We start from the raw sequence: 18,696 nt of genomic DNA on the forward strand, positions 1-18,696 counted from the left end.
TCCTATTATTCCGTGCCGACGCCGAACAGCCCGGTCGGACGCAAGACGAGGATCAGCAGGAAAATGCCGAAATACACCACCTCCTTGAGGTCGGGCGCGATGTAGTAGCCGGCCAGCGTGTCGACCACGCCGATGATCATCGACCCCGCCACGGCGCCATAGAGGCTGCCCATGCCGCCCAGCACGACGATGACGAAGGCGGTCAGCACGAAATAGGTGCCCACGGTGGGGAAGACCGGATACTGCGGGGCCAGCAGCCCCGCCGCGATGCCGACGAAGGCCGTGCCCAGGCCGAAGGCCAGCACGTAGACCGCCTTGACGTTGACGCCCATCAGCATGGCCGCGTAGCGATGCTGGGCGACGGCGCGCAGGGCGCGGCCCAGGTAGGTGCGGTGCATGAACAGGTGCAGCAGGATGGCCAGCGCCAGGGCGGCCAGGAAGGTGACCAACTGGCCCGTCACCATGGCGTAGTTGCCGACCGATATCGAGTCGGTGCCCAGTTCCACCGGCGCGCGCAGCACGTTGGCGCCGAAGACGACCAGGGCCAGGTTCAGCAGGATGGTGGAAATGCCCACCGTGGCGAAGATCTGAATATGTTCGTCGGCATTGAGCAGCGGCTGTATCACCAGCCGCTGGGTCGCCGCGCCAAGCGCGAACAGGATGATGGCCACGGGCACCAGGCCCACATAGGGGTGGATGCCGAAATGGCTGGCGGCCAGGTACACGAGGTACATGCCCACCATCAGGAATTCACCGTGGGCGAAGTTCACCACGCGCACGACACCGAAGATCAGCGTCAGGCCCAGGCTGATGATCGCATAGGCGCCGCCCAGCAACAGGCCATTGATGATGAGTTGAATCAGGATATCCATGGAGCAGCCTCGCGGATGAAGGACGGGGCGAGCGCCTCCCGCGGGCGCCCGCCGTCGCGATGCGACCCGTCCTTCCTACAACTTGTCTCGGGGTTCCCGGCGCCGCGCGGCGTGCCGGGAACCCAGCCCGGGTTTTCCTATTTATTGAAAACGGGCTTGCCGAGGGCGAGCTTGCTGGGCGCGATGGTGACCAGCTGGCCGTTCTGCCACTGCATGACGTAGAAGTCCGAAGCCTTGTTCTGGCCATCTTCGCCGAAGTCGAAGCCCCAACCGTTGGCCGATTGCCCGGCCGGTTTCTTGTAGGCCAGCACGGCCGCGCGGATCTTGTCCTTGTCGGTCGACTTGGCGTTGGCGATGGCCTCGAAGAAGACCTTGGCGCCGACGTAGTTGGTCAGGCTGTGGCCGGATTGCGGGTCGCTCTTGTACGTGGACTTGTACGCTTGCAGGAACTTGTCCAGGCCCGGCGCGCCGGCCGGGTTGATGGAGGATTGCGGGAAGTCCAGGTCGAACACGCCGTTCATGCCCGCGCCCACGGCCTTGGCGGTGTCGGCCAGCGAGTACCCGCCGCCGGCGCCGATGACGACCTTGGGCTTGAAGGCCGCGGCCTTGGCCTGGTTGAAGTACAGGATGGCGTCGTTCTGGTAGGCGGTCTGCAGCACCACGTTCACGCCGGCGCCCTTCAGGCGCAGGATGAGCGAGGACAGGTCCACGGTCTTGGCCGAGTAGGGCAGCACCTCGGCGACGGTATAGCCCAGCTCCGCGGCGCGCTGCTTTTCGGTGGCCGCCACGTCGGTGCCGTAGGGGCCGTCTTCGTGGATGATGCCTATCTTGATGTCCTTGGGCGTCAGGCCCATGCCGGGCGCGACGATGTCGTGCAGGGCGTTGACCACCGAGACGCCGTACAGGGCGGTGTTGGGATTGCTGCGGAACAGGTACTTGTAGCCGCGCGTGGTGATCTTGTGCGCCGTGGCGCCCAGTTCGAAATAGGGCACGCCGGCCAGTTCGGTGACCGGCGACGCGGCGTAGGAAATGCCGGAGGCATAGCTGCCGAACACGCCGACGACGTTGGCGGAGATCAGGCGCTTGGTTTCCGAGACGGCCTGGTTGGGATCGACGGCGTCGGCCTTGACCAGCTCGATCTTCTCGCCATTGATGCCGCCGGCGGCGTTGATTTCATTGACCGCCAACTCCAGGCCGCGGAAGCTTTCCTGGCCCAGCAAGGCCAGGGCGCCGCTGAAGGGAAACAGCGCGCCGACCTTGATGTCGGCATGCGCCGCCGCGCTGGCCAGTACGCCGCAGGCGCCCAGTGCCAGGGCGATTTTCCTGATCTTGAACATATGTCTCACTCCTTGTTGATGGTCTGATCGCGACGCCTTGCCGCTTGTGAGGTGCTTGTTTTTGGTGCCCGTAGGTCCCCGGTGGGATGGCCTTGGGTGCGGCGTTGGATGGTACATAATATATGATATATTTTTTAAAAACACACACCGGCACGTGATTTATTCTAGAGGGCGACCCGGGCGCGTGCATGGGGGATTTCCCCAAGGCCACGGGCGCGGCCACCCCAGGATCGCGGGCGACGGCGAGGCGCCATCCAGGGCTCCCGCGGCGACACGCGGCGATATAAAGGGCGACCCCAAGGACGACCCCAAGGGCACCCCAAAGGGCAACCCAAAGGGCGACACAGGAGACTGAGCATGTTCGAGGATTGCAGTTTGCAGGGCCGCAAGGTATTGATTACCGCCGGCGCCGATGGCTTGGGACTGGAGATGACGCGCCTGTTCCATGCCGCCGGCGCTTCCTTGTTGGTGTGCGACATCAACGCGGCGCGGCTGGAAGAACTCAGGCGCGATTTGCCCGGGGTGGCGACGGCCGTCGCCGACGTGGCGGACGAGGCCAGCGTCGCCGCATTGTTCGAAGAGGTCGGCGCGACGCTGGGCGGCCTGGATATCCTGGTCAACAACGCCGGCGTGGCCGGCCCCACGGGCTACGTCCAGGATCTGTCCAAGGCCGACTGGGACCGCACGCTGGCGGTCAACATCACGGGGCAGTTCCTGTGCGCACGCCTGGCGGTGCCGCTCTTGAAGGCATCCTCCGCGGGCGTGATGATCAATCTGTCTTCGGCCGCCGGCCACCTGGGTTTCGCGGGGCGATCGGCCTACTCGGCATCCAAGTGGGCGGTGGTGGGCTTCACCAAGTCGCTGGCCATCGAGCTGGGGCCCTACGGGATCCGGGTCAACGCGATCCTGCCCGGCGCGGTGGAAGGGCCTCGCATACGGGCGGTGATCGACGCCAAGGCGAAGACGCTGGGGCGCCCGGTCGAGGAGATCGCCGCGCAGTACGAGAACCAGGCCGTGCTGGGACGCATGGTCACGGCGCGCGATATCGCCAACATGGTGCTGTTCAACGCCAGCGACGCGGCGCGCAGCATCACCGGCCAGGCCATCGTCATCGACGGCCTGACGCAGAAACTCTATTGAACCCGGAGGATGCCAGCATGGGAACCGCCGCCATCATCGGCTCGGGCCTGATCGGGCAGGGCTGGGCCATTGTTTTCGCGCGCGCCGGCTGGTCGGTGCGCCTGTACGACAGCGACGCCGCCAAGGCCGAGGAAGCGCGCACCCTCGTTGCGCGGCAGTTGCGCACCTTGCACGACCATGGCCTGGCGGGAGACCCCCACGCCATCCTGGCGCGGGTTGCCGTGGCCGGCACGCTGGAAGCCGCCCTGGCGGACGTCGATTACGTGCAGGAGAACACGCCCGAGGACCTTGCCATCAAGCAGGCCCTGTTCCTGCGGCTGGATGCCCTGGCGCCGGCCGGCGCCATCCTTGCCAGCTCCACGTCCAGTATCCGCGCGAGCCTGTTCTCGCGCGATGTGCCGGGGCAGGCGCGCTGCCTGGTGGCCCATCCCGTGAACCCGCCTTACCTGGTGCCCGTTGTCGAGCTGAGCGGCGCTCCCTGGACGACGCCGGACGTAATCGAGCGCTGCGCCGCCATCCTGCGCGACGTCGGACAGAAGCCCGTGGTGGTGCGGCGCGAGATCGAAGGGTTCATACTCAATCGCCTGCAGGGCGCCCTGCTGCAAGAAGCCTTGCGCCTGGCCGAGGAGGGCTACGCCAGCGTCGAGGACATCGACGCCACGGTGAAGGACGGATTGGGATTGCGCTGGTCCTTCATGGGGCCGTTCGAAACCATAGACTTGAATGCGCCGGGAGGCATCGCCGACTACTGCGCGCGCTATAACGGCATGTACCGGTCCATCGGCGCCAGCCAGGTGCGCGAGCCTGCGTGGCAGGGGCCGGCGGTGGCGGACCTGGAGGCGCAGCGGCGCGAGCGCCTGCCGGCCGCGGACCTGCATGAACGCCGCTTCTGGCGCGACGAACGCTTGATGCGGCTGCTGCGGCACAAACAGCAGGCCGAGGAAGAAGGCAGGTAGCCGGTCCGGGGAAGTTCGCCGGCACATGAATCAAGGCACATGAATAAATACAGCACCACCACGGAGAAGACATATGGCCAGCAAGAGGAAAGTCGTCATCACCTGCGCCGTTACCGGCGCCATCCATACGCCCAGCATGTCGCCGCACCTGCCGGTGACGGCCGATGAGATCGCCGAGGCGGCCATCGGCGCCGCCCGCGCGGGTGCGGCCATTCTGCACCTGCACGCACGCGACCCCGAGACGGGCAAGCCGTCGCAGGATCCGGCGCTGTTCGAACCCTTCCTCAAGCGCATCAAGGCCGAGACCGACGCGGTCGTCAACATCACCACCGGGGGCAGCCCGCACATGACGGTGGCCGAACGCATGCGCCCGGCCTCGACCTTCAAGCCGGAGGTCGCGTCGCTGAACATGGGTTCAATGAACTTCGGCCTGTTCCCGATGCTCGACCGCTTCAAGGAGTTCAAGCACGACTGGGAGCGCGAGCACCTCGAGAACAGCCGTTCGCTGATCTTCCGCAATACATACCAGGACATCGAGGACATCCTGACCATAGGCAATGCCAACGGCACGCGCTTCGAGTTCGAGTGCTACGACATCAGCCACCTGTACAACCTCAAGCACTTCATGGACCGCGGCCTGATCAAGTCGCCGCCCTTCATCCAGTCGGTCTTCGGCATCCTGGGCGGCATCGGCCCGGATCCGGAGGACCTGATGCACATGCGGCGCACGGCCGACCGGCTGTTCGGCGTGGGCGGCTATGAATGGTCCATCCTGGGCGCCGGCCGCGCGCAGATTCCGCTTGCGACCATGGGTGCGGCGATGGGCTCGAACGTGCGCGTCGGCCTGGAGGATTCGTTGTGGATCGGGCCGGGGCAACTGGCGCAGTCCAACCGGTCGCAGGTGGAACGCATACGCACCATCATCGAAGCGCTCAACCTGGACGTAGCGACGCCGGACGAGGCCCGCGAGAAGCTGGGCCTGAAGGGCGGCGACAACGTCGCGTTCTAGCCGGCCGGGGCGGCGCTGCAACGACAATGGCAATGGCGGGGCGGCCGGGACGGGCGCCGCCCCAAGACCTTTATCCCGCGCGGCGCTTCAACGCGCCGGCCAGTTCCTCGACGGTAAGCGCATGGCCGAAGTTGGCGGCATGACGGGCGTTCAAGGTGAGTTCGGCGGCCGTGCGCAATTGGCCGTCGTCGATGCCGCTGGCGCCCAGGTCCTTCAGCGTGACGGGCAATCCGACGGCGGCGTACCAGTCTTCCAGGCCCGCCAATACCGCATCGTCGCGCCTTTCGAGCTCCAGTTGAACCAGCAGCCCCACGGCCACCTGCAAGCCATGCAGGGCATGACCCACGCCGGCGATGCGCGGCAGGCCGCGCGTGAGCGCGTGGGCGATGGACAGGCCGCCGCTTTCGAAACCCAGGCCGCTCATCAGGATCATGGCTTCCACCGCACGCTCGAAAGCCGGCGTGGGCTGGCCGCTGCCGGCCGCGGCCAGCGCCGCGGCGCCATCGGCCAGCAGGGTGCGATAGCAGCCGTCGGCGATCAGTTGCGCGGTAAGCGTGGACGTACCGTTATACATATTCGGGCCGCCCGCGGCGTGGCATTGCGCGGCCTCGAACTTCTTGGAAATCGCATCGCCCAGGCCGGCGCGAAAGAAATTCGCGGGCGCGGTGGCCACCAGGGCCGTATCGACGAGCACCATGGTCGGGTTGAACAGCATGTGTTCCACCGCCACCAGGTTGTGACGGTCGTCATAGAGCACATAGTTCTTGCTGGTGGGGGCATCGTTGGAAGCGACCGTCGGCACGGTGACCAGGTGGCAGTGCAGGGCGCGCGCCACGGCCTTGCCGGCGTCCAGCGCCTTGCCGCCGCCCACGGCGGCGACGGCGCGGGCCGGGGTCGCGGCGGCACGCCGGCACAGGTCCTGGATGGACGCCGGGGTCATTTCGCCTTCCACTGCCAGCACATGCGTGTCGACGCCGCTGGCCGCGCACAGGTCGCGCAGCCGCGCGCCATGGACGTCAAGGACATAGCTGTCGATGACCAGCGCGGCCTGCGGACCGAACAGCGCCATCGTTTCGCCCAGGTGCGCGATGGCATCCGGTCCCTGGATGTAGCGGCTGGGACCGCCGAATATTTTCAGCATGCTGTCTCCTCGTCGTATTGCGCGCGCGCCGGGGCGTTTTCGCGCCTCGCCCGGCGGCGGTCATTTTTTCGCCGACATGGCGGCTGTTTCGAGCGCCTCCTGCTCTTTCTCTTTCTCGACCAGCCAATCGATCATGATCTTGCCGCCCCAGGTGATGTCGGCCTGCAAGGCGGCGCGCGCGGCCTCGGGGTCGCGCGCCTTCAGGGCGTCCAGCACGGCTTCATGCCGGTGCTGGCCTTGCGAATAGTCCAGGCCGGACGTCTTCACGTGGAAGACTTTCAGGATGGGACCGGTAATGACCCAGAACGATTCCACCGTGTTGCGCAGGACCGGCATGCGGCTGGCTTCGAGGATCGCGAAATGAAACTTGCGGTTCAGGTAGCTGGCGCGCTTGGGATCGGTGGCCGTGCAGCCGATGAACTGGGCTTGCAGGGCAACCAGGTTGTCGAGTTGCTTGGTCGTAATCTGCCGCGCGGCCTCCGCTGCGCCCATGCCTTCCAGGTGGAAGCGGATCTGCTGGATCTCGCTGAGCTTGGCCGAATTGACGTAGGGCACATAGACGGCGGTGGCCGCCTGCATCTCCAGGCCCTGTTCGCTGATGAGGCGGAAAATGGCTTCGCGCACCGGCGTGATGGAGACGCCCAGTGCGTGGGCAAGTTCGCCGATGATCAGGCGTTCGCCCGGCTCGTACTGGCCGTTGATCAGGGCTTCGCGGATTTCGTTGTAGACCCGGACAGAAAGATTTTCCTTCTTGACCGGCTTCAGGTTGACCATGTCTCGCGCGTCGAAAAAAGGGGAGAGGAAATTTTAGCGTGCGATGCGCTTTTCTCGGCTCAGTCGCTATATTATATATCATATATTTTATTGCCGGACCGGCAACCGGATCGCCGTCGCCGCGGCCGCCGCTGTGGTTGTCGCTCTGGTTGTCGCCATGCCGGAAGGCCTGGCGCGCCAGGCTCCCACGCCCGTCATCGCCCGGCGCCGCGCACGCGGCACGGGCGTCGGTGTACCACGCTACAAGGGAATACAAGGGAAAGGACGATGAAGATCATTACCGGTGTAACCCGGGTCTACGGCATCCTGGCCGACCCCATCCACCACGTGCAGACGCCCCAGCGGATGAACGAGCATTTCGCCGCGCTGGACCACGATGGCGTCCTGGTGCCGCTGCATGCGGGCGCGGATACGCTGGCGCGCGTGGTGGAGGGATTGCGCGGGCTGCGCAACCTGGGCGGCGTCATCGTCACCGTGCCGCACAAGACCGCCATCGTCGAGCTGTGCGACGAGGTCACGGACAGCGCGCGCCTGATCGGCGCGGCCAACGTGGTGCGGCGCGAGGCCGATGGCAGGCTGGTCGGACATATGCTCGATGGCGAAGGGTTCGTCGGCGGCCTGCGCGATGCCGGCGTGGATCCGCGCGGCCGCAGCGCTTACCTGGCGGGGGCGGGCGGCGCGGCCAACGCCATCGCCTTCGCGCTGGTGCAGGCCGGCGTGTCGCGCCTGACCATCGCCAACCGCACCCGTGCCAAGGCGGAGGACCTGAAGCAACGCCTGGCGCGCCTGGACCCTGCCGCCGTGGTCAGCGTGGGCACGCCCGATCCCTCCGGCCACGACCTGGTGGTCAACGCGACCTCGCTGGGCCTGCGCGAAGACGACCCGCTGCCGCTCGACACGACGCGGCTCGCGCCCGGCCAGCGGGTATGCGAGATCATCATGCAGCCGCGTGTAACGGCGCTGCTGCAAGCGGCCGCGCAGCGCGGCTGCGCCATCCACCATGGCGCACCCATGCTGGCCGCGCAGATCGCCCTGATGGCGCGCTTCCTGGGCGTGCGCGGGCCGACGGCCGTGGCTTGAGGTCAGGGCCATGGCGGATTTCGATTTCATCATCGCGGGCGGCGGCACGGCCGGCTGCATCCTGGCCAACCGCCTGACGGCCGACGGCCGCCATCGCGTGTTGCTGATCGAAGCGGGCGAGGACGCCGCCAGCATGTGGATAGGGATCCCCGCCGGTTTCAGCAAGCTGCTGGTCGACCCGCGCTTCAACTGGCGCTTCGCCACCGAGCCGGAGGAGAACACGCTCGGCCGCGTGATTTCCGTGCCGCGCGGCAAGGGCCTGGGCGGTTCGACGCTGATCAACGGCGGCATCTACGTGCGCGGCCAGCGGCAGGACTACGACGCCTGGGCCGCGGCGGGCGCCACGGGCTGGAGCCATGCGGACGTCGAGCCTTATTTTCGCCGCCTGGAGTGCTATGCGCAGGGCGGTCCGTCGCGCGGCAAGGACGGACCCATGCACCTGACCCAGGTGCGCGAGCGCTACCCGATCGCCGAGGCCTTTCTCGCCGCCGCGCGCGAGGACGGGCAACGCATCAACGAGGACTACAACGGCGACAGCCAGGAAGGCTTCGGCTATTACCAGGTGCTGCAAAAGGACGGCCGCCGCTGGAGCGCGGCCGATGGCTACCTGAAGCCGGCGCGTGGCCGCGCCAATCTGCAAGTGGAGTCCGATGCGCGGGTGCTGCGGCTGGTGTTCGAGGGCAAACGTTGCGTGGGGGTGGTGTACCGCCAGCGGGGCCAGGACGTCACCGTCCGGGCCGCGCGCGAGACCTTGCTGTGCATGGGCGCGGTGCAGTCGCCGCAAATGCTGGAACTGTCCGGCATCGGCGATCCGCAACGCCTGCGGGCGCTGGGCATCGCGCTGGTGCATGCGGCGCCGCAGGTGGGCGAGAACTATATCGATCACTACGCCACGCGCATGAATTGGCGTGTCAAGGGAACGGTGACCTTGAACGAGATGTCGCGCGGCTGGCGGCTGGCGCGCCAGGTCGGGCTCTACTACGCCGCCCGGCGCGGCATCCTGACCTTGGGGACGGGCCTGGTGCATGGCTTCATCAAGTCGCGGCCGGACATGGCCGAGCCCGACGTGCAGTATTTCTTCGTGCATGCCAGCTATGCCAACGCGGCCGAGCGCATACTCGACCGTCATCCCGGCATGACGCTGGGCGTGGCGCAGTTGCGGCCGCGATCCGTGGGCAGTATCCACGCCAGGACGCCCGATCCCGCCGATGCGCCGGCCATCCGGCCCAACTTCCTTGCCACCCAGGTCGATCGCGATGCGCTGGTGCATGGCATGGAGGTGGCGCGCCGCATCGTCGGCCAGCCCGCGATGGCGCCGTACATCGATGCCGAGACCAGCCCCGGCGCGGCGGTGCGCACCTATGACGAGTGGCTGGACTTCGCGCGGCGCAACGGGCAGACCATCTACCACCCGATCGGCACTTGCCGCATGGGCGAGGACGACGCGGCGGTCACCGATCCGCGCCTGCGCGTGCGCGGCGTGCAGGGCTTGCGCGTAGTCGATGCGTCGGTGATGCCCAGCATGGTCTCGGGCAACACGCAGGCCGCGGTGATGATGGTGGCGGAGAAAGCCGCGGACCTGATCCTGGCGGACTGATCCTGGCGGACTAATCGTGGCAGGGTACGGCATCCCGTGCTTTTCGGCGAAAAACCACAAGAAAGCCACCCGCGGCAAGCCTCGCTGCCCATCCAGGGCGTTGTGGATCCGGCTCTGCCGGTCCGCCAACGCCGCCCCCTCGAGGGGGCCCGCGCAGCGGGTAGGGGGTGGGCTTTCCTGGCCTAGAATGGCGGGAATAAGGGGCGCGCCAGCGTCCTGCCGTATCTGGAGTCCCCCATGTCCCTATCCTCGGCGCCGTCGGGCGCGCTTGAACTGCTTGCCCAGGAGGGGCCTGCGCGGCAGTTGTTCATCCTGCTGCATGGCGTCGGCGGCACGGCCGACCCCATGAAGCCGCTGGCCGTGGCCTTGCGGCAGGCGTTTCCGCAGGCGGCCATCCTGGCACCCGCGGGTTTCGAACCTTACGATGGCGGCGGGGACGGGCGCCAGTGGTTCTCGACGCGGGGCGTGGACGACGCCAACCGGCCGCAGCGCGTGGCGGCCGCCTTGTCCCCGCTGGTCGACTACATACGCGCCAGCCAGGCGCGCTTCCACCTCTTGCAGAGCGACACCGCGCTCGCGGGATTTTCGCAAGGCGCGATCATGGCGCTTGAAGCCGTGAGCGCGCATGACGGGCTGGCGGGCCGCGTGCTGGCCTTCAGCGGCCGCTATGCCCGCTTGCCGCAGTGGGCGCCCCAGTACACGACCATCCATCTGCTGCATGGCGCGGCCGATGCGGTCATGCCCGTCGCCCATGCCGAACAGGCGCAGGCGCGCCTGAACGAGTTGCACGGGGATTCCACCATAGACGTGGCCACGCGCGTCGGCCATGAGCTGCACCCGGCCCTGATCGAGCGCGCCATCGTGCGCCTGCAGACCTGCGTTCCGCTACGCAGTTGGGAAGCCGCGCTGGGCCTGAACCAGCACCCGCCCAGCGGATCGATCATTCATTGAAGCCGTCCCCGCGCGGGGACGGCGCGGCGCTCACTTGACCGCTCACTTGATCGCGTACTTGATCCCTTACTTGACGTTGACCGGCAAGGACACGGGGCCGCCGGACGCCTGGCCCGCATCCGGCCCTTGCGCCGGCTTGTCCGCCGCTTCCTGCTCCCAGCCCCCACCCAGCGCCAGGAACAGCTTGATCTGGTCTTCGACCACTTCTGCCTGCGAGGCGGCCAGCGCGCTTTCGTTGTTGGCCAGCGTGCGCTCCGCGTCCAGCACGGTCAGGTAGTCCGTCTTGCCGTACTGGTACAGCTTGCGGGCCTGTCCGGCCGCTTCGGCGCTCTGGTCGCGGGCGGCCTTCAAGGCGTCGTCGCGGTCCAGTTCGCGAGCGTAGACGGTTAGCGCGCTTTCGGTTTCGCGCAAGGCGTTGAGCACGGTCGCATCGAAGCGGGCATAGGCGGCCTTGGTACTGGCTTCGGCCTCCGCGATGCGGGCCTGGACCGCGCCCGTGTTGGGGATGGTCCACGAAATCAGCGGACCGATGCTGTACCCGAAGCTGCCCTTGCCGCCGAAGCGGTCGAGGAAGCTGCCGGAGTCGGCCGACAGGCCCAGCGTGATCTTGGGGTAGAGGTCTCCCGTGGCCACGCCGATGCGCGCGGTGGCGCCGGCCAGCGCACGCTCCGCTTCCCGGATGTCGGGGCGGCGGCGCAGCAGGGCCGCGCCATCGCCAACCGGAATGGGCTGCTTGAGCTCGGGCGGCGTCTTGCATTGCGCGAGCTGCTGCGGGAACTGGTTGGGCGTTTCGCCGGTCAGCGTGGCAAGGCGGTACAAGGCGACCCGGCGCCGGGCTTCCAGCGGCGGCAGGGCGGCGCGCAACTGCTCCAGCTGGCCGCGGGCGCGGGTGACGTCCAGGGCCGTGCCGCGGCCCAGGTTCTGCAGCTTCTCGTTGACCTTGACCGATTCGCTCTGTACATCCACCGAGTGCTGCGCCGAGGCCAGCTGCATGCCGGCCGTGCAGGCGGTGGCATAGGCCAGCGCTGTCTGCGCGGCGACGTTGGCGCGCATGGCGTCGTAGGCGGCTTGCACCGACGCCTGGTCGGCGTTGGCGGCCTCGATGGCGCGGCGGATCTGGCCGACCAGGTCGACCGTGTACGAGACGCCGGCGCCCATGCTGTAGAACCATTCGCTCGGAGGATCGTAGCCGGGCGCGAGCTCCTGGAAGCCGGAAGGGTGGCCGAACCAGGGCTGGGCGTTGACATTGAACGAGGGCTGCGTCGCCGCTTGCGCCTGGCGCGTGACGGCGGCCGCGCGGTCCATGTTGGCGGCGGCCACGCGCAAGTCCGTATTGGCGTCCAGCGCCTTGGTGATCAGCGCGTCGAGCTGCGGATCGTCATACAGGCGCCACCATTTGCCGGGCACGGCGGCCTGGGCGTAGGCGGCATTGTCGGCGCCGCTGAACGGCGCGGAGGCTTCGGGCCGGTGCACGGCGGCGTCGGCCGGCACCTTGTAGTCGGGGCCAACGGTGGTGCATCCCGCCAGGGCGGCGGCGACCAGCAGCATCGGCAGCCTGGGGAGACGAGCGGTATGTAAGGTATGAAAGACGCGAAGGGGACTCATGGCGGGTCTCGGGAATTAAGAGCGCGGCGCCGGGGATTGCGTCGTGGTGGAAGTGTTGGACGATGTGGAGGGCGCGGCGGCGGCGCCGGGGTTCGCAGCAGGCGCTGTGCCGCCGCCCTGTTTGCCGCCGTCCTGCGTGCCGTCATCCACCACGACCGTCGCGGTCTGGCCCGACACCAGCCGCACGCCGGCGGGCACGTCGTCGATGTGCACGCGCACGGGGATGCGCTGGGCCAGCCGCACCCAGTTGAAGTTGGGGTTGACGTTGGGCAGCATGTTGGCGCTGGTGCTGCGGTCGCGGTCCGCGATGCCCAGCGCGATGCTGTCGACGTGGCCCTGGATGGTGCGCGCCTCGCCCATCAGTTGGACCGAGACGCGATCGCCTTCCTTGATGCGCGGCAGCTTCGTTTCCTCGAAATAGCCTTCGACGTAGAACGAGTTCGAGTCGACCAGCGCCATGACGCCACGGCCGGCGGCGGCATAGGAGCCGACGCGCAGGTCCAGGTTGGTGACGCGGCCGTCGGTGGGCGCCACGACGCGGCTGCGCTGCAGGTTCAACTTGGCGATGTCCAGGGCGACCTTGGCCTGCGCCAGCGCCGCCTCGGATTGCTCGACCTTGGTCTGGCTTTGTTCACGCGCTTCGGCTGACACCAGCTGCCCAAGGTCGCGGTTGCGGCGGGCATCGCGCTGCGCCTGGTCGCGGGCCACGGTCTGCGAGGCGACGGACGCCTGCGCCTGGTCCAGGGCCAGCTGATAGCGGGCGCGGTCGATTTCGAACAGGACGTCGCCTTTCTTGACGTCCTGGTTGTCCTGCACCGGCACGGCGGTGACCAGGCCCGAGACATCCGGCGCGATCTGCACGACGTAGGCGCGAACGCGGCCGTCGCGGGTCCAGGGTTCGACTTCGTAGTGATCCCACAACTGCCAGCCGGCATAGGCCGCGGCGACGACGATGATGGTCGTCACGGCATACCGGGCCAGGGCGGCGGGGCGTAATGCGGAGGGGAGCTTCATGGTGCTATCTCGAAAAAATGTGCGGTGAAATCAGGACGACGCCGTACAGCAGCACGACATACAGGGCAAGGTCGAACAGGGCCGGGTGCCACACCACGCGGTAGATGCCGACGCGGGCGAGGATGCGGCGCACGATCCAGGACACGCCTAGCGTGAGGAACGCCAGGACCAGCAGCCAGGGCATGTAAATGCCGTAGATATTGAATTCGCCTATCATGATGCGGACGGGACGTTAGGGGTTGCGGATGGCGCCGCGGCCAGCACCGGCCGATAGGCCGGCGCCTGCGGGAACAGCGAGCGGCGCAGGCCCACCAGGGCGACGATGGCGCGATGGCGAGGAACACCCGGCGTGGCGCCGTTGACCCGTTCCAGGGCATGGTCGATTCCTTGCAGCACGCCTTCGCGCCGTTCGGCCGTGCCGGCGGCGCGGGCGCGGAAGCAGGCCGCGAGGCCGTCGAGCACCGGGCGTATCGCGGCGTCGGCGACGGGAAGTTCGCGGCGCGCGCGTTGCAGTTCCGCGATTTCGTTGCCGATGCGCAGGTCCAGCAGGGTGTCTTCCTCCACCTGCTCGCCGTCCTTGGCCCGTTCGGCCAGGCGCGTGTGCAGCAGGCCGATACGGTCCAGCATGCGCACGGTGAAGCTGGCGCGCGCCGGCGGGCCCTCCGCGCCAGCCATGCTGGCCAGTTCCTTCCAGTTGGCTTCCTGGATGCGGCGGGCGCTGTATTCGGCGCTGATCTTGCGGAATAGCGCGGCGATGATGGCGGCCGCGGCCACGCCGATGTTCTGCGCGATGGTGCTGTCGATGAAGGAAACCAGGTCGGCGGTATTGGTGTCGTGCAGGGCCAGCGTGCCGGTCCAGCCGAACAGCATGGCCATGGCCTTGCCGAAGGTGGTCGGCCGCGCCACGAAGATGCCCAGGACGAAGGCCGTCGGGAAGATGGCCAGCGCCACCATCTCGAAGGAATGCAGGGCCGGCAGGATGCCCAGCAGGTAGATCGCCGAGAGGGGAATGGAGAGCGTGATGTAGATCAGGAACTCCATGATGCCCGGCACCGGGTTGTCCTGCGTGGCGAAAAAACAGCTGAAGATGACGGCGAACAGCGCGGCGTTGGCGCCGTAGGTCCAGGCCGTGCCTATCCAGAATGCGCAGCATATGGCCAGCGCGAACGCCGCCGCCAGCGCCGACAGCAGGGCGATGCCATGGTCGTGGTGCAGGGCGCGGTTGGAAGTCACGGGCATGCGCGGCATGGGTGGGGGCGCCCCGTTCAGGCCGGCCTGGATGTCGCGCCGCAGCGCCAGGCCTTCCTCGAAGTGGTCGACCAGTTCACGCAGCCGCGTGCACAGGCTGACTATCAGCATGGTGTTCCAGTCGGAAGCGGCATCCACGGTGGGCATCGCTTCCTTGATGCGGTGGCGCAGCGCGGCGGCGGTGGCCCGGTTCGCGTCGTCGCCGCTGGTGCGTCCCGCTTCGGTCCAGGCGGCGATGTCGTCGAGCAAGGGTTCCAGGTCCGCCGGCAGGGGCGCGCCGTCGGCACGCAGGGCGCGCAGGCGGTCGTCCAGCGATGAGACGATGGGGGTGAGCCCGGCCATGCGATCCTGCATGGCCGCGATGGAGCGCGCCGTCCAGCGGATGTTGCCGGTGTCGTAGGGAACGTGGGTGGAGAGCAGTCGCAGTTGCGTGATGTCGTTGGCGATGGCGCGGCGGTCGCGCGCGGTGCGGGCCTGGGTGTCGCCGCGCAGCACGGCCTGTACCCACAGGCGCGCGTCGCGCACGGCGGCGTCGAGGCGGCCCATCACCACGGGGGCGATGCCGCGCGGCAGGATCAGGCTGTGCACGAGCGTGGCGCACATGATGCCAAGGCTGATCTCTTCCACGCGCGCCAGGGCCGTGTCGAAGACGGTGCCGGCGTTGGTGACGCTGGGCAGTGCGATCATGCCGGCGGTGTAGCCGGCCAGCATGAACATGTAGGACCGCGGCGTGCGGTCGAGCACGGCGATGTACAGGCAGGCGCCTATCCATAGCGCCAGCGCGCCGACCATGAGTACCGGGTAGGCCGACAGGCGCGGCACGACGAAGACCATGGCCGTGGAGCCGATGAAGGTGCCGCCGAGACGGAAGACCGCCTTCGAGCGCACGGCGCCGGCCCAGTTCTGCGACACGATGTAGGCGGTGGTCACGGACCAGAACGGCCGCGGCAGGTCGATCATCAACGACAGGTACAGCGCCGCCATGGCCGCGACATAGGCCTTGAGGGAAAACAGCAGCTCATCGCCGGTGGGCGCTTTCATGGTTGCTGCTCCGAGGACGGCCGTGGGGGGACGCCGCCGTTTTCATTCTGCTTGTCCGGGGCGGCGGAAGCAATGCCCGCGACCGCCGCGGTGCTGCCCGGGGTGACGACGGGGGGCACGGGTTCATAGGCCGTGCCGGGTTCGGACTGGTGATGGGCCAGTGAGGATTTCAGGCTTTCGAATACCCGCAGGCAGGCGTCCAGGTCGTCCGGGGCGATGCCGGCGAACAGGCGGCGGCGCAGGTGCACGAGCATGGTTTCGACCTGTTCGCGCAGGTCATGGCCGGCCTGGGTCAGGTGCAGGGTCTTGGCGCGCCGGTCCAGCGGGTCTTCGCGGCGCTCTATGAGGCCGGCGGCGACCAGTTGGTCCAGGACGCGGACCAGGGAAGGGCCTTCCACGCCCATGGCTTCGGCAAGCACGCCCTGGCGGACGCCATCGCCCAGGCGGCCGGCGGTGATCACGGGCCATGCCGTGGCCTGCGAGAGGCCGTAATCGGCCAGGGCCTTGTCGGCCGCGGCGCGGTAGGCGCGATGGATCACCATCAGGTGGGCCGTGAGGGCCATGAGGCGGGAGTCGGCGGGAGTATTCATGAAGCTCATTATAAGTTAACTATTAGGATCCTATCAATTAGTTTTTTATCTAATTCTGAGAGATTCCTGAATAGGGGGACTGGCTCCTCGCCACCGGGCGAGGGAGCACGGGCGGCCGGCGGTGCCGGCCGCCCGTCGCTGGTGAAGAGGGGGCGTAGGTCCTTGCCTCCGGAGGAGTACAGGCGGCGGGGGGAGCGGTCGCCCGTTGCTGGGTGAAGAGGGGCCGTAGGTCTTTGCCTCCGGAGGAGAGGACAGGCGGCGGGTGGAGCGGCCGCCCGTTGCTGGGGAATAGGGGACGTAGTTCGTTGGCTCAAAGGAGCAGCAGACGGTGCGGGGAGGGGGCGGCGTGGGGCATGGCCGGCGTGGGGTATGCCGGAATCGATGGTGCGGTGCATAAAAAAACATTGGCTCAATGGCCGAGGATCCAGCAGAATCACGGCGGCCGGGTTTGCCGGCATGCAGCATGTATCCCTGAACACCGCCTTGATCCCTGCCTTGAACACTGTCGCACTGGAAATTATGGACACCCCCGTCGCCGCACCCCCGAATGCCTTTCACCTTGCCCTGAATGTGTTGGACCTGGACGAAGCGCGCCGCTTTTATGGCGATGCCCTGGGGTGCCGGGAAGGCCGCAGCACGGACACCTGGGTGGATTTCGACTTCTTCGGGCACCAGTTGTCCCTGCACCTGGGCGAGCCCTTGAAGACCGCGCGCACCGGCAAGGTGGGCGACAAGCTGGTGCCCATGCCGCATTTCGGCCTGGCCTTGATGCTGCCCCAATGGCAGGCCCTGGCCGAGCGCCTGAAGGCGAACAGCCGCATCGATTTCGTGCTGGCGCCCCAGGTACGCTTCGAAGGCGAGCCAGGCGAGCAATGGACCATGTTCTTCATGGACCCGTTCGGCAACCCCATCGAAGTCAAGGGTTTCCGCACGCTGGAAGCGCTCTACGCCATCTGAACGCGCGCGCCATCCCGCGCGTTCGATGGCGAGCGCGTGGGCCCGCGATATCCCTCAGCGGCCGCCAAAGCGCGGCTTGCGCTTCTCGGCGAATGCCGCCTTGCCCTCCCGATAGTCCTCGCTGTCGTAGCAGGCGCCGATCAAGGCATGCGCGGCGTCCATGTCGCGTTCGCCCGGCGCTTTCTCCAGTTCCAGGAAGACCCGCTTCAATGCCCTGATGGTCAACGGCGCGTTTTCCGCGATGGCGTCCGCATAGGCACGTACCCGCGCCTCCAGGCCGTCCGGCTCCACCACTTCATGCACCAGGCCCGCCGCCAGCGCCTCGGCCGCGTCATAGCGGCGCCCGGTGAAGTAGAGGTCACGCGCGCGGCTGGCGCCGATCAGCCGGTTCAAGCGTACCTGGCCCTGGTAGCCATAGCCCAGGCCCAGCCTGGCGGCGGGAATGGCGAAGACCGAGTCCGCGGAGCAGATGCGGATGTCGCAGCTTGCCGCGTAGTCCATGCCGCCGCCCATGCAATAGCCCTTGATCATGGCGATGGTCGGCTTCGTGCAGTTGTAGACGGCGTCGTACGAGCCCTGGCTGATCTCCTGGTACTTGCGGTTGGCTTCGGGATTCGCGCGCACGGCGTCGAAGTTGGAGATATTCGATCCGGCGATGAAGGACCGGTCGCCCGCTCCCTTGACGATGACGACGCGGATCTCGGGATCGGCGTCGAACGCCGCGATGACGGGCGGCACGGCCGCCGACATTTCCAGGGAGACCGCGTTGTGCTTCTCCGGATGGTTGAAGACCAGCCAGCCAATGGCGCCGGTTTTGTGGGACAGGATGTGTTGCGATGTCGTCATGGGATGTTCCAGATTCAAGTGGCGTCGAACGCCGCCGTGCAGGCTGCGCGCAAGACGGAAGGCATGGGGCGCGGGCGCTTGTCCCCCCGATCGACCCAGACCCAGGTGATGGCGGCGCGCGCGTACGCCACGCGCTCGTCCGCCGCGTCGCGCAGATCGAAGACCAGGCCCACGCTGCTGTTGCCGACATGGCCGCAGCGCAGGGTCACGGCCAGGCGTGCCGGATAGCCGACCGGCGCGCGATAGGAGCAGGCCTGGCTGGCGACCACGGACATCAGCCCGGGGGCCGATCGTCCCAGCGCCAGCGCGGCCGACCATTGCATGCGCGCCTCTTCCGCGTAGCCCAGTAGGGTCGCGTTGTTGACGTGCCCGTCCGCGTCCAGGTCGCCCCAGCGGACATCCACGTACGCGGTATGCAGCGGCGCCGACAGCGGGTTGCCGTCGTCGATGATTTTCAGCATATGGCCTCCAGGATGCGGGACGGGGCGAGCGGGACGGGACGCGCAAACGCCGGCCGCTGTCCCGCTTCATGTGTCCC

17 protein-coding genes and 1 pseudogene are annotated in these 18,696 nt (G+C 67.6%); 7 read left to right on the top strand and 11 right to left on the bottom strand.

Annotated elements, in window-relative coordinates; genetic code table 11:
* Positions 1-5 precede the first annotated feature (5 nt).
* Positions 6-872: a branched-chain amino acid ABC transporter permease gene (locus tag C7R54_RS09060; protein WP_129149863.1), complete on the bottom strand. Its 867-nt coding sequence runs from the start codon at positions 870-872 to the stop codon at positions 6-8.
* Between the two features lie 137 nt (positions 873-1,009).
* Positions 1,010-2,209 carry an ABC transporter substrate-binding protein gene (locus C7R54_RS09065; protein ID WP_129149864.1) on the bottom strand — a complete coding sequence of 400 codons (1,200 nt, stop codon included), beginning with the start codon at positions 2,207-2,209 and terminating at the stop codon, positions 1,010-1,012.
* Between the two features lie 357 nt (positions 2,210-2,566).
* Here C7R54_RS09065 and C7R54_RS09070 point away from each other — a divergent pair, with 357 nt between their 5' ends.
* The 3 genes from C7R54_RS09070 to kce all read left to right on the top strand — a co-directional run bounded on the left by C7R54_RS09070 (position 2,567) and on the right by kce (position 5,314).
* The gene (locus C7R54_RS09070) at positions 2,567-3,349 is read left to right on the top strand and encodes an SDR family oxidoreductase (protein ID WP_129149865.1); all 783 of its coding nucleotides are present in this window, start codon (positions 2,567-2,569) and stop codon (positions 3,347-3,349) included.
* Between the two features lie 17 nt (positions 3,350-3,366).
* Complete coding sequence (locus tag C7R54_RS09075) at positions 3,367-4,305, top strand: 3-hydroxyacyl-CoA dehydrogenase (protein ID WP_129149866.1); 939 nt, start codon at positions 3,367-3,369, stop codon at positions 4,303-4,305.
* A 73-nt stretch (positions 4,306-4,378) separates the two neighbouring features.
* Positions 4,379-5,314, top strand: a complete 936-nt coding sequence (kce, locus tag C7R54_RS09080) for a 3,5-dioxohexanoate:acetyl-CoA acetone transferase (RefSeq protein ID WP_129149867.1) — start codon at positions 4,379-4,381, stop codon at positions 5,312-5,314.
* Positions 5,315-5,384: 70 nt separating this feature from the next.
* Here kce and C7R54_RS09085 read toward each other — a convergent pair whose 3' ends face one another.
* Complete coding sequence (locus tag C7R54_RS09085) at positions 5,385-6,455, bottom strand: glycerol dehydrogenase (protein WP_129149868.1); 1,071 nt, start codon at positions 6,453-6,455, stop codon at positions 5,385-5,387.
* 60 nt (positions 6,456-6,515) lie between these two features.
* On the bottom strand, positions 6,516-7,229 hold the full coding sequence (locus C7R54_RS09090) for a GntR family transcriptional regulator (protein WP_129149869.1): 714 nt from the start codon (positions 7,227-7,229) through the stop codon (positions 6,516-6,518).
* A gap of 267 nt (positions 7,230-7,496) precedes the next feature.
* Here C7R54_RS09090 and C7R54_RS09095 point away from each other — a divergent pair, with 267 nt between their 5' ends.
* From C7R54_RS09095 to ypfH, 3 genes are all read left to right on the top strand, one after another.
* Positions 7,497-8,309, top strand: coding sequence for a shikimate dehydrogenase family protein (locus tag C7R54_RS09095; protein ID WP_129149870.1), 813 nt, complete (start codon positions 7,497-7,499; stop codon positions 8,307-8,309).
* A 10-nt stretch (positions 8,310-8,319) separates the two neighbouring features.
* Positions 8,320-9,906, top strand: a complete 1,587-nt coding sequence (locus C7R54_RS09100; RefSeq protein WP_129149871.1) for a GMC family oxidoreductase — start codon at positions 8,320-8,322, stop codon at positions 9,904-9,906.
* Positions 9,907-10,143: 237 nt separating this feature from the next.
* A complete protein-coding gene (ypfH, locus tag C7R54_RS09105; RefSeq protein WP_129149872.1) occupies positions 10,144-10,857 on the top strand; it encodes an esterase in 714 nt (237 codons plus the stop codon).
* 66 nt (positions 10,858-10,923) lie between these two features.
* Here the strand turns inward: ypfH and C7R54_RS09110 are convergent, their stop codons facing one another.
* The 5 genes and pseudogenes from C7R54_RS09110 to C7R54_RS09130 form a co-directional block, all read right to left on the bottom strand.
* Positions 10,924-12,462: an efflux transporter outer membrane subunit gene (locus C7R54_RS09110; RefSeq protein WP_240039444.1), complete on the bottom strand. Its 1,539-nt coding sequence runs from the start codon at positions 12,460-12,462 to the stop codon at positions 10,924-10,926.
* Positions 12,463-12,477: 15 nt separating this feature from the next.
* Positions 12,478-13,476, bottom strand: a complete 999-nt coding sequence (locus tag C7R54_RS09115; protein ID WP_129149873.1) for an efflux RND transporter periplasmic adaptor subunit — start codon at positions 13,474-13,476, stop codon at positions 12,478-12,480.
* 4 nt (positions 13,477-13,480) lie between these two features.
* The gene (locus C7R54_RS09120; RefSeq protein WP_129149874.1) at positions 13,481-13,693 is read right to left on the bottom strand and encodes a DUF1656 domain-containing protein; all 213 of its coding nucleotides are present in this window, start codon (positions 13,691-13,693) and stop codon (positions 13,481-13,483) included.
* A complete protein-coding gene (locus C7R54_RS09125; RefSeq protein WP_129149875.1) occupies positions 13,690-15,765 on the bottom strand; it encodes an FUSC family protein in 2,076 nt (691 codons plus the stop codon). The genes C7R54_RS09120 and C7R54_RS09125 overlap by 4 nt, the downstream gene beginning before the upstream one ends.
* Before the next feature lie 119 nt (positions 15,766-15,884).
* Positions 15,885-16,355: pseudogene (locus C7R54_RS09130) on the bottom strand (MarR family winged helix-turn-helix transcriptional regulator); the annotation flags it as partial.
* Between the two features lie 519 nt (positions 16,356-16,874).
* Here C7R54_RS09130 and C7R54_RS09135 point away from each other — a divergent pair.
* A complete protein-coding gene (locus C7R54_RS09135; RefSeq protein ID WP_129150427.1) occupies positions 16,875-17,312 on the top strand; it encodes a VOC family protein in 438 nt (145 codons plus the stop codon).
* Between the two features lie 54 nt (positions 17,313-17,366).
* Here C7R54_RS09135 and C7R54_RS09140 read toward each other — a convergent pair whose 3' ends face one another.
* Positions 17,367-18,158: an enoyl-CoA hydratase gene (locus tag C7R54_RS09140; protein WP_129149877.1), complete on the bottom strand. Its 792-nt coding sequence runs from the start codon at positions 18,156-18,158 to the stop codon at positions 17,367-17,369.
* 14 nt (positions 18,159-18,172) lie between these two features.
* Positions 18,173-18,619: an acyl-CoA thioesterase gene (locus C7R54_RS09145; protein ID WP_129149878.1), complete on the bottom strand. Its 447-nt coding sequence runs from the start codon at positions 18,617-18,619 to the stop codon at positions 18,173-18,175.
* Between the last annotated feature and the right edge of the window lie 77 nt (positions 18,620-18,696).

The organism is Achromobacter aloeverae (assembly GCF_004121055.1).
Classification (GTDB): domain Bacteria; phylum Pseudomonadota; class Gammaproteobacteria; order Burkholderiales; family Burkholderiaceae_B; genus Bordetella_C; species Bordetella_C aloeverae.

Coding starts and splice junctions, on each gene's coding strand:
- C7R54_RS09060 (WP_129149863.1), bottom strand. CDS start 872: ATGGATATCCTGATTCAACTCATCATCAATGGCCTGTTGCTGGGCGGC.
- C7R54_RS09065 (WP_129149864.1), bottom strand. CDS start 2,209: ATGTTCAAGATCAGGAAAATCGCCCTGGCACTGGGCGCCTGCGGCGTA.
- C7R54_RS09070 (WP_129149865.1), top strand. CDS start 2,567: ATGTTCGAGGATTGCAGTTTGCAGGGCCGCAAGGTATTGATTACCGCC.
- C7R54_RS09075 (WP_129149866.1), top strand. CDS start 3,367: ATGGGAACCGCCGCCATCATCGGCTCGGGCCTGATCGGGCAGGGCTGG.
- kce (WP_129149867.1), top strand. CDS start 4,379: ATGGCCAGCAAGAGGAAAGTCGTCATCACCTGCGCCGTTACCGGCGCC.
- C7R54_RS09085 (WP_129149868.1), bottom strand. CDS start 6,455: ATGCTGAAAATATTCGGCGGTCCCAGCCGCTACATCCAGGGACCGGAT.
- C7R54_RS09090 (WP_129149869.1), bottom strand. CDS start 7,229: ATGGTCAACCTGAAGCCGGTCAAGAAGGAAAATCTTTCTGTCCGGGTC.
- C7R54_RS09095 (WP_129149870.1), top strand. CDS start 7,497: ATGAAGATCATTACCGGTGTAACCCGGGTCTACGGCATCCTGGCCGAC.
- C7R54_RS09100 (WP_129149871.1), top strand. CDS start 8,320: ATGGCGGATTTCGATTTCATCATCGCGGGCGGCGGCACGGCCGGCTGC.
- ypfH (WP_129149872.1), top strand. CDS start 10,144: ATGTCCCTATCCTCGGCGCCGTCGGGCGCGCTTGAACTGCTTGCCCAG.
- C7R54_RS09110 (WP_240039444.1), bottom strand. CDS start 12,462: ATGAGTCCCCTTCGCGTCTTTCATACCTTACATACCGCTCGTCTCCCC.
- C7R54_RS09115 (WP_129149873.1), bottom strand. CDS start 13,476: ATGAAGCTCCCCTCCGCATTACGCCCCGCCGCCCTGGCCCGGTATGCC.
- C7R54_RS09120 (WP_129149874.1), bottom strand. CDS start 13,693: ATGATAGGCGAATTCAATATCTACGGCATTTACATGCCCTGGCTGCTG.
- C7R54_RS09125 (WP_129149875.1), bottom strand. CDS start 15,765: ATGAAAGCGCCCACCGGCGATGAGCTGCTGTTTTCCCTCAAGGCCTAT.
- C7R54_RS09135 (WP_129150427.1), top strand. CDS start 16,875: ATGGACACCCCCGTCGCCGCACCCCCGAATGCCTTTCACCTTGCCCTG.
- C7R54_RS09140 (WP_129149877.1), bottom strand. CDS start 18,158: ATGACGACATCGCAACACATCCTGTCCCACAAAACCGGCGCCATTGGC.
- C7R54_RS09145 (WP_129149878.1), bottom strand. CDS start 18,619: ATGCTGAAAATCATCGACGACGGCAACCCGCTGTCGGCGCCGCTGCAT.